This window comes from Kitasatospora sp. NPDC056327 (assembly GCF_042261735.1).
Classification (GTDB): domain Bacteria; phylum Actinomycetota; class Actinomycetes; order Streptomycetales; family Streptomycetaceae; genus Kitasatospora.
This window is the reverse complement of sequence record NZ_JBHJRC010000356.1, coordinates 1-7,902: the sequence shown is the minus strand read 5'-3', so window position 1 is coordinate 7,902 and position 7,902 is coordinate 1. Positions and strand designations below refer to the sequence as shown.

Annotated in this window: 8 protein-coding genes; 7 read left to right on the top strand and 1 reads right to left on the bottom strand. The window is 73.5% G+C overall.

Going from position 1 to position 7,902, the window contains the following annotated elements:
• The first annotated feature begins 155 nt into the window (after nucleotides 1-155).
• A complete protein-coding gene (gene mltG, locus ACFCX4_RS32485; protein ID WP_376150395.1) occupies nucleotides 156-1,415 on the top strand; it encodes an endolytic transglycosylase MltG in 1,260 nt (419 codons plus the stop codon).
• A 165-nt stretch (nucleotides 1,416-1,580) separates the two neighbouring features.
• On the opposite strand, the gene ACFCX4_RS32480 is transcribed toward mltG (ACFCX4_RS32485), so the two are convergent.
• The gene (locus ACFCX4_RS32480) at nucleotides 1,581-2,015 is read right to left on the bottom strand and encodes a hypothetical protein (protein ID WP_376150393.1); all 435 of its coding nucleotides are present in this window, start codon (nucleotides 2,013-2,015) and stop codon (nucleotides 1,581-1,583) included.
• 3 nt (nucleotides 2,016-2,018) lie between these two features.
• Between ACFCX4_RS32480 and mltG (ACFCX4_RS32475) the strand changes: the two genes are divergently transcribed.
• The 6 genes from mltG (ACFCX4_RS32475) (at nucleotide 2,019) to aroQ (ending at nucleotide 7,823) form a co-directional block, all read left to right on the top strand.
• Entirely contained in the window at nucleotides 2,019-3,485 is a 1,467-nt protein-coding gene (gene mltG, locus ACFCX4_RS32475) for an endolytic transglycosylase MltG (protein ID WP_376150391.1), read from the top strand.
• A gap of 37 nt (nucleotides 3,486-3,522) precedes the next feature.
• The gene (locus tag ACFCX4_RS32470; RefSeq protein WP_376150389.1) at nucleotides 3,523-4,368 is read left to right on the top strand and encodes a shikimate dehydrogenase; all 846 of its coding nucleotides are present in this window, start codon (nucleotides 3,523-3,525) and stop codon (nucleotides 4,366-4,368) included.
• Between the two features lie 196 nt (nucleotides 4,369-4,564).
• Nucleotides 4,565-5,749, top strand: coding sequence for a chorismate synthase (aroC, locus tag ACFCX4_RS32465; RefSeq protein WP_376150387.1), 1,185 nt, complete (start codon nucleotides 4,565-4,567; stop codon nucleotides 5,747-5,749).
• A gap of 34 nt (nucleotides 5,750-5,783) precedes the next feature.
• Entirely contained in the window at nucleotides 5,784-6,305 is a 522-nt protein-coding gene (locus ACFCX4_RS32460) for a shikimate kinase (protein WP_376150385.1), read from the top strand.
• Entirely contained in the window at nucleotides 6,298-7,386 is a 1,089-nt protein-coding gene (gene aroB / locus ACFCX4_RS32455) for a 3-dehydroquinate synthase (RefSeq protein ID WP_376150383.1), read from the top strand. Before ACFCX4_RS32460 ends, aroB begins: the two co-directional genes overlap by 8 nt.
• An 8-nt stretch (nucleotides 7,387-7,394) precedes the next feature.
• A complete protein-coding gene (gene aroQ, locus ACFCX4_RS32450; protein ID WP_376150397.1) occupies nucleotides 7,395-7,823 on the top strand; it encodes a type II 3-dehydroquinate dehydratase in 429 nt (142 codons plus the stop codon).
• Nucleotides 7,824-7,902 lie beyond the last annotated feature (79 nt).

The window sequence follows — 7,902 nt, the reverse complement described above, 5'->3', positions numbered from 1 at the left end:
TATAAAAACTACCTCCCTCTCTTCTTTTTTTTTTTTTTTTTTGGGGGGTTTTTTTTTTTTTTACTGCCGGGGGGGGCCGGGGCGCCCGCCCCCCCCGGGGCCCCTCCGCCGTTGCCGCCGCGCCGCCCTGCCGCGCGGACCGCCGAGGGGACGCCGTGACCGACCTGGACCTCACACCCGGACTGAGCCCCGGACACCTCGGTGCGCCGGTGAGCGAACCGGAGGGCCGCCCGCCGGGCGCGCCCTCCCCGCGCCCCGACGCGCCGGACCCGCGCCGCCGGCGCACCGGGCTCGCCTGTCTGCTGACCGCCCTGTCGCTGATCGCCGTCTTCGGCGGGATCGGGCTGGCCGGGTACGGCTGGGTGCAGGGCCAGCGCAAGCCGCCGGTCGCGGCCGACTACGCGGGCGGCGGCACCGGGTCGGTCCAGGTGTCGGTGCCGGAGGGCGCCGGCCTCAGCCAGATCGCCTCCGCGCTGGTGCGCAACGGGGTGGTGGCCAGTTCGCTCGCGTTCACCCGGGCCGCCAGGGGGAGCGCGGCGGCGGCCGGGCGGATCCAGCCCGGCACGTACACCATGCGGCAGAGGATGTCGGCGGCGGCGGCGCTCGCCGTGCTGATCGACCCGGCCAACGCCAACGGCCTGACCATCCCGGAGGGCTGGCGGGGCAACCAGATCTTCGCGGCGATCGACAAGAAGCTCGGGCTCCCCGGGGGCAGTACCGAACAGGCGGCGAAGGAGCAGGCCGCCGAGCTGGGCCTGCCGGAGAACGTCGCCGGGAACCTGGAGGGCTACCTGTTCCCCGCGACGTACAGCGTCACCGAGGACACCACCGCCGTCGACCTGCTGAAGCAGATGGTGGAGCGGGCCGGGAAGGAGTTCGCCCGGGACGACGCGGAGGTCGTCGCGGTCAACTTCGGACAGACCCTGTACGGGCTGGTGACCATCGCGAGCATGGTTCAGGCGGAGGCCGACAACGTCGAGGACATGGGCAAGGTCGCGCGGGTGATCTACAACCGGCTGGCCAGGAACATGCCGCTCCAGCTGGACTCCACGATCAACTACGCGCTGGGGCGCTCCACGCTCACCACCAGCGTCACGGACACCCGGCTCGACTCCCCGTACAACACCTACAAGCACGCCGGGCTGCCGCCGACCCCGATCTCCAACCCGGGGCGGCAGGCGATCATGGCGGCGGTGGACCCGGCGCCGGGGGACTGGCTCTACTTCGTCACCGTGAAGCCCGGCGACACCCGGTTCACCGACAGTTTCGACGTGCAGCAGCGGAACGTCGCGGAGTTCAACGCCGGCCGGGCGACGGCGAGCGCGACGGCGTCCGGTACGGCCTCGCCGCCGGCGTCCGCGGGGGCGTCCGCGGGGGCTTCCCAGACGGCTCCTTCGGGGGCCGCCGGTCACTGACCGGGGCACCGTACCGAGTGGTCGGCGGCCCGGCCGGGGGGTCGACTGCGGTACGGTAACGTCTCCGTCCAGGTGTTGCGCTAGCACGCCGGTTCGACAAGCAGCCGGGACGCCGTCCCGGGCGACCGGGCCGATCCTCCGGTCGTCTCCGTCGGTATAAGGGGATCAATGACCGATGTGGGTCGGGGCTACGGCCCCCAGGGCTCCGAGCCGTGGCACCCGGGCGATCCCGGGTACGGCGGTCAGCAGCCGGTCCCCGGCCAGCAGGACGGGCAGTGGCAGCAGCATCCCCAGCAGCACCAGGAGCAGCAGTACGGCGGCGGTCAGCAGGGCTATCCGCAGCAGGGGTATCCCCAGCAGCAGGGCGTCGACGGGCAGGGCTATCCGCAGCAGGGCTTCCCGCAGGACGGCCAGTGGCAGCAGCCCCAGCACGCCCAGCCCCAGCACGCCCAGCAGCAGTACGGGGGTGAGCAGCAGGGGTATCCCCAGCAGCCGGGCGCCGGCGGGCAGGGCTATCCGCAGCAGGGCTTCCCGCAGGACGGCTCGCAGCAGTACGGCGGCGGGCAGGGGTATCCCCAGCAGCAACAACAGCAGCAGCAACAGATGCAGCCGGGTGCCCAGCAGCAGCCCGGAGCCCAGCAGGGGCTTCCCCAGCAGGGCGTGCCCCAGGGCGGTCCGGTGCAGGGCGGCCCGGCGCAGGGCGTGCCCCAGCAGCCCGCCCCGGGCCGGCGGAAGCAGCCGGCCGCCGAGCAGCCGTCGGGCCCCGGGCCGGACGGCATCGACTGGGAGGCGGAGGCCGCCGCCCTGGAGGCCGGCGCCGCTCCGGCCGGCGACCGGCACGCCGAGGACGAGTGGGACGGCCACGAGGGCGAGTACACCGAGGACGAGTACCACGAGGACGACGCCGGGGACGGCACCCGCGCGGGCTTCCTCGGGGACGAGGACCAGTCCCGCGAGGCGACGAAGAAGCGCAAGGAGAAGGGTAAGAAGTCGGGCCGGCGCAACGGCGGCGCCTGCCTGGTGGTGGCACTGGTGCTGCTCGGTGCGATGGGCGGCGCCGGCTGGTGGGGCTACGGCTTCTACCAGGACCACTTCGGCCCGCCGCCGGACTTCCCCGGCCCGGGCACCGGCTCGGTGAAGGTGGAGATCAAGCCGGGCGCGGTGGGCAGCCAGATGGGGCTCGCGCTGAAGAACGCCGGTGTGGTCAAGAGCGTCGACGCCTTCACGGCGGCCTGCGACAAGAACCCCAAGTGCATCAGCATCCAGTACGGCGCCTACAGCATGCCGGCGGAGATGACCGCCGCGGACGCGGTGCAGTTCCTGGTGGAGGCCAACGGCGGCGACAAGCTGATCGTCCAGGAGGGTCTGACCGCCGCCGCGACCTACGTCAAGATCGACGACAAGCTGAAGCTGCCCAAGGGCACCACCGCGGGCATCGCCACCAGCCAGGTCGCGAACCTGGGCCTGCCGGCGTACGCCAACGGCAAGATCGAGGGCTTCCTCTGGCCGACCCGCTACTCGATCACCGAGGGCATGAAGCCCGAGGACCTGCTCAGGCAGATGGTCAAGAACGCCACGGACCGCTACTCGGGCCTGGACGCCGAGGCCTCGAAGATCGGCCTCAAGAACGGCTACGAGGTGCTCATCGAGGCGAGCATCCTGCAGGCCGAGGGCAACAACCCGACGGACTTCGCCAAGATGGCCCGGACCATCCAGAACCGGCTGGCCGACAAGGGCAAGGTCAACGGCAAGCTCGGCATGGACACCACGCTGCAGTACTCGCTGGGCCGCAAGACGCTCGACCGCAAGGACATCAACGACGCGTCCAACCCGTACAACACGTACTACAACGCGGGCCTGCCGCCGACGCCCATCTCCAACCCCGGCGAGGACGCGATCAAGGCGACGCTGAACCCGGCCGACGGCAAGTGGCTGTACTTCATCGCGATGAAGTCCGGCGAGACGCTGTTCGCGGAGACGGACGGCGAGCACGCGAAGAACACCGAGGAGTACTGCAAGTCGATCGGCGCCAAGTTCGACGCGGCCGCCGTCCACTGCACCAGCAAGTGACCGCCCGCCCCGGGGCCGCACAGGGAGAAACACCAGCGTGACCAGCACGTACCGGGCGGCCGTCCTCGGTTCGCCGATCGCCCACTCGCTCTCGCCCGTCCTGCACCGGGCCGCCTTCGCGGCGCTCGGGCTGGACGGCTGGCGCTACGACCGCTTCGAGGTGGACGAGGCCGGGCTGCCCGGGTTCCTCGCCGGGCTGGACGCGGCCGGGCCGGACGGGGGCGCGTGGGCGGGCTTCTCGCTCACCATGCCGCTGAAGCGGGCGGTCATCCCGCTGCTCGACGAGGTGAGCACGACCGCCCGGAGCGTCGACGCGGTGAACACCCTGGTGTTCACCGCCGACGGGCGCAGGTCCGGCCACAACACCGACGTGCCGGGGCTGGTCAACGCGCTGCGCGAGCGCGGCATCACCGAGGTGCCCAGCGCCGCCGTGCTCGGCGCCGGGGCCACCGCCTCCTCCGCGCTGGCCGCGCTGGCCGGGATGGGCGCCCGCGAGGTCACCGTCTACGTCCGCAGCCCCGGGCGGGCCCGGGAGATGGCGAAGCTCGGCGAGCGGCTCGGGGTGACCGTGCGGACCGCGGACTGGGCGCGCGGCGCCGAGGCGCTGGCCCACCCGCTCACCGTGGCCACCACCCCGGCCGGGGCGACCGACGGCTTCGCCGGGGACCTCACGGCCTCCCCGGGCGCGCTCTTCGACGTGCTGTACCACCCGTGGCCGACCAGGCTGGCCGGCGCCTGCGCCGAGCGCGGGGCGACCGTGCTCGGCGGGCTCGACCTGCTGGTGCACCAGGCGGTGCTGCAGAACGAGTTCTTCACCGGGCGCGCCCCCGGCCCGCTCGCGGCGATCCGGGCCGCCGGCGAGGCCGCGATCGCCGGGCGCTGAGCCCGGCCGGGCCCGGCCGCCGGGCGCGCGGCGACACCGCGTCCACCGGCCATTCCCGTCCGAAGGTCGGCCGGATGCTGTCCGGTGACCGGACTCCGCGGCCGGGGGCGCCGTCCGGCATGAAAGGATTCGGGGAGAAGGCACGCCCGGACGGGCGGCGGCAGCGCCGCGCGCGTCCGCTGAAGAAGGAGCTCCGTTGGGTACGTTGCGCTGGCTGACGGCGGGGGAGTCGCACGGCCCCGCACTCGTCGCGACGCTGGAGGGCCTGCCCGCCGGTGTACCGGTCACCACCGCGGTGGTGGCCGACGCGCTGGCGCGCCGCCGGCTCGGTTACGGTCGCGGCGCACGGATGAAGTTCGAGCAGGACGAGGTGACCTTCCTCGGCGGCGTCCGGCACGGCCTCACCATGGGCAGCCCGGTGGCCGTCATGGTCGGCAACACCGAGTGGCCGAAGTGGGAGCAGGTCATGTCGGCCGACCCGGTCGACCCCGAGGTGCTGGCCGGTCTCGGCCGCAACGAGGCGCTGACCCGCCCCCGCCCGGGCCACGCGGACCTGGCCGGCATGCAGAAGTACTCGATCGACGAGGCCCGCCCGATCCTGGAGCGCGCCAGTGCCCGGGAGACCGCCGCCCGCGTCGCGCTCGGCGCCGTCGCCCGCTCCTACCTCAAGGAGACCTGCGGCATCGAGATCGTCAGCCACGTCGTGGAGCTGGCCGCCGCCAAGGCCCCGGCCGGGGTGCTGCCGCTGCCCGCCGACGAGGCGAAGCTGGACGCCGACCCGGTGCGCTGCCTGGACGCCGACGCGTCGAAGGCGATGGTCGCCGAGATCGACCAGGCCCACAAGGACGGCGACACCCTCGGCGGCGTCGTCGAGGTGCTCGCCTACGGCGTGCCGGTCGGCCTCGGCTCGCACGTCCACTGGGACCGCCGGCTCGACGCCCGGCTGGCCGCCGCGCTGATGGGCATCCAGGCGATCAAGGGCGTCGAGGTCGGCGACGGCTTCGACCTCGCCCGGGTCCCCGGCTCGCAGGCGCACGACGAGATCGTGCCGACCCCCGACGGCGCCCGGCGCGTCTCCGGCCGCTCCGGCGGCACCGAGGGCGGCCTGTCCACCGGTGAGCTGCTGCGGGTGCGCGCCGCGATGAAGCCGATCGCGACGGTGCCGCGCGCGCTGCGCACCGTGGACGTGCGGACCGGCGAGCCCGCCAAGGCCCACCACCAGCGCTCCGACGTCTGCGCGGTGCCGGCCGCCGGGATCGTCGCCGAGGCGATGGTCGCCCTGGTGCTGGCCGACGCGGTGAACGAGAAGTTCGGCGGCGACCACGTCGAGGAGACCCGGCGCAACGTGCGGAGCTACCTCGACCACCTGGTCGTCCGATGAGCGGCTGTCGCCGCGGCCGCGGCGGGGTGCGGGCATGACCACCCCGGTCGTCGTCCTGGTCGGTCCGCCCGGCAGTGGCAAGTCCACCGTCGGGCGGGCCGTCGCCGAACGCCTCGGCGTCGGTTTCCGGGACACCGACGCGGACATCGAGGAGCGGGCCGGCAAGCCGATCCCGGACATCTTCGTCGACGAGGGCGAGCCGCACTTCCGGGCCCTGGAGGCCGAGGCCGTGCGCAGCGCCGCGGGGACCCACGGCGGGGTGCTCGCGCTCGGCGGCGGCGCGGTGATGTCCGGCGACACCCGCACGCTGCTGCGCGGCCTGCCGGTGGTGTTCCTGGAGGTGCCGCTCGCCGACGCGGTCAAGCGGGTCGGCCTGGACGCCCCCCGCCCGCTGCTGGCGGTCAACCCGCGGGCCCGCTGGCGCGAACTGATGGAGGCCCGCCGCCCCCTCTACCTGGAGGTGGCCACCGCCGTCGTCGACACCGCGGGCCGCACCCCCGAGCAGGTCGCGGACGCCGTACTGGAAGCACTGGAGCTGAAGACCCCCCATGAGTGACAACGTCAGGATTCACGTCGGCGGCGACGCCGGCCACGACCCGTACGACGTGCTGATCGGGCACCAGCTGCTCGGCGAGCTGACGCCGCTGATCGGGACCCGGGCCCGCCGGGTGGCGATCATCCACCCGGAGGCGCTGTCCGCCACCGCCGACGCGATCCGCGAGGACCTGGTCGGCGAGGGCTACGAGGCGATCGCCCTCCAGGTGCCCAACGCCGAGGAGGCGAAGAGCGCCGAGGTGGCCGCGTACTGCTGGTCGGTGCTCGGGCAGACCGGGTTCACCCGCACCGACGTGGTCGTCGGCCTCGGCGGCGGGGCCACCACCGACCTCGCCGGCTTCGTCGCCGCCACCTGGCTGCGCGGTGTCCGCTGGATCTCGATGCCCACCACGCTGCTGGGCATGGTCGACGCGGCGGTCGGCGGCAAGACCGGCATCAACATCGCCGAGGGCAAGAACATGGTCGGCGCCTTCCACCCGCCGGTGGGCGTGCTGGCCGACCTCGCGACCCTGGAGACCGTGCCCCTGCACGACTACGTCTCCGGCCTCGCCGAGGTGATCAAGTGCGGCTTCATCGCCGACCCGGAGATCCTCGACCTCGTCGAGGCCGACCCGGAGGGCGCCAGGACGCCGTCCGGGCCGCACACCGTGGAGCTGATCCGCCGGGCCATCCAGGTCAAGGCCGACGTCGTCTCCGGCGACCTCAAGGAGGACGGCCGGCGCGAGATCCTCAACTACGGCCACACCCTCGGCCACGCCATCGAGCGCAACGAGCGCTACAAGTGGCGGCACGGCGCGGCGATCTCGATCGGCATGGTGTTCGCCGCCGAACTCGGCCGCCTCGCCGGGCGGCTGGACGACGGGACGGCCGACCGGCACCGCACCGTGCTCGCCTCGGTGGGCCTCCCGCTGAGCTACCGCGCCGACGCCTGGCCCAAGCTGCTGGACGCCATGAAGATCGACAAGAAGTCCCGCGGCGACCTGATCCGCTTCATCGTGCTGGACGGCCTCGGCCGGACCTCCGTGCTGGAGGGCCCGGACCCGTCGCTGCTGGTCGCCGCCTACGCGGAGGTCTCCTCGTGAGCCGGGTGATGGTGCTCAACGGTCCCAACCTCGGCCGGCTCGGCAGCCGGGAGCCCGACGTCTACGGCTCGACCTCGTACGCGGGGCTGGTCGAGCGCTGCACCGCGCTCGGCCGGGAGCTGGGTCTCGACGTCGAGGTCCACGAGACCAACTCCGAGCAGCGGATGGTCGAGTGGCTGCACGAGGCCGCCGACGGCCGGGTGCCGGTGGTGATCAACCCGGGCGCGTTCACCCACTACTCGTACGCGATGCGGGACGCCGCCTCCCAGCGGACCGCGCCGCTGATCGAGGTGCACATCTCCAACCCGCACGCCCGGGAGACCTTCCGGCACACCTCGGTGATCTCCGCGGTGGCCTCCGGCACGATCGCCGGGTTCGGGATCGGCTCCTACGAGCTGGCGCTGCGCGCGCTCGCCGACGAGCTGGCCGCGGGCTGACGGCCTGACGGGCCGTCGGGCCCCGGCCGGCGGCGGGCCGGTGACCAGCGGCGGCGCGGCGGCGGACTGTGTCCACCGC

What these genes read in the sequence shown, in the direction of transcription:
- mltG (WP_376150391.1), top strand. Translation starts at nt 2,019, where the DNA reads ATGCAGCCGGGTGCCCAGCAGCAGCCCGGAGCCCAGCAGGGGCTTCCC.
- ACFCX4_RS32460 (WP_376150385.1), top strand. Translation starts at nt 5,784, where the DNA reads ATGACCACCCCGGTCGTCGTCCTGGTCGGTCCGCCCGGCAGTGGCAAG.
- aroB (WP_376150383.1), top strand. Translation starts at nt 6,298, where the DNA reads ATGAGTGACAACGTCAGGATTCACGTCGGCGGCGACGCCGGCCACGAC.
- aroQ (WP_376150397.1), top strand. Translation starts at nt 7,395, where the DNA reads ATGGTGCTCAACGGTCCCAACCTCGGCCGGCTCGGCAGCCGGGAGCCC.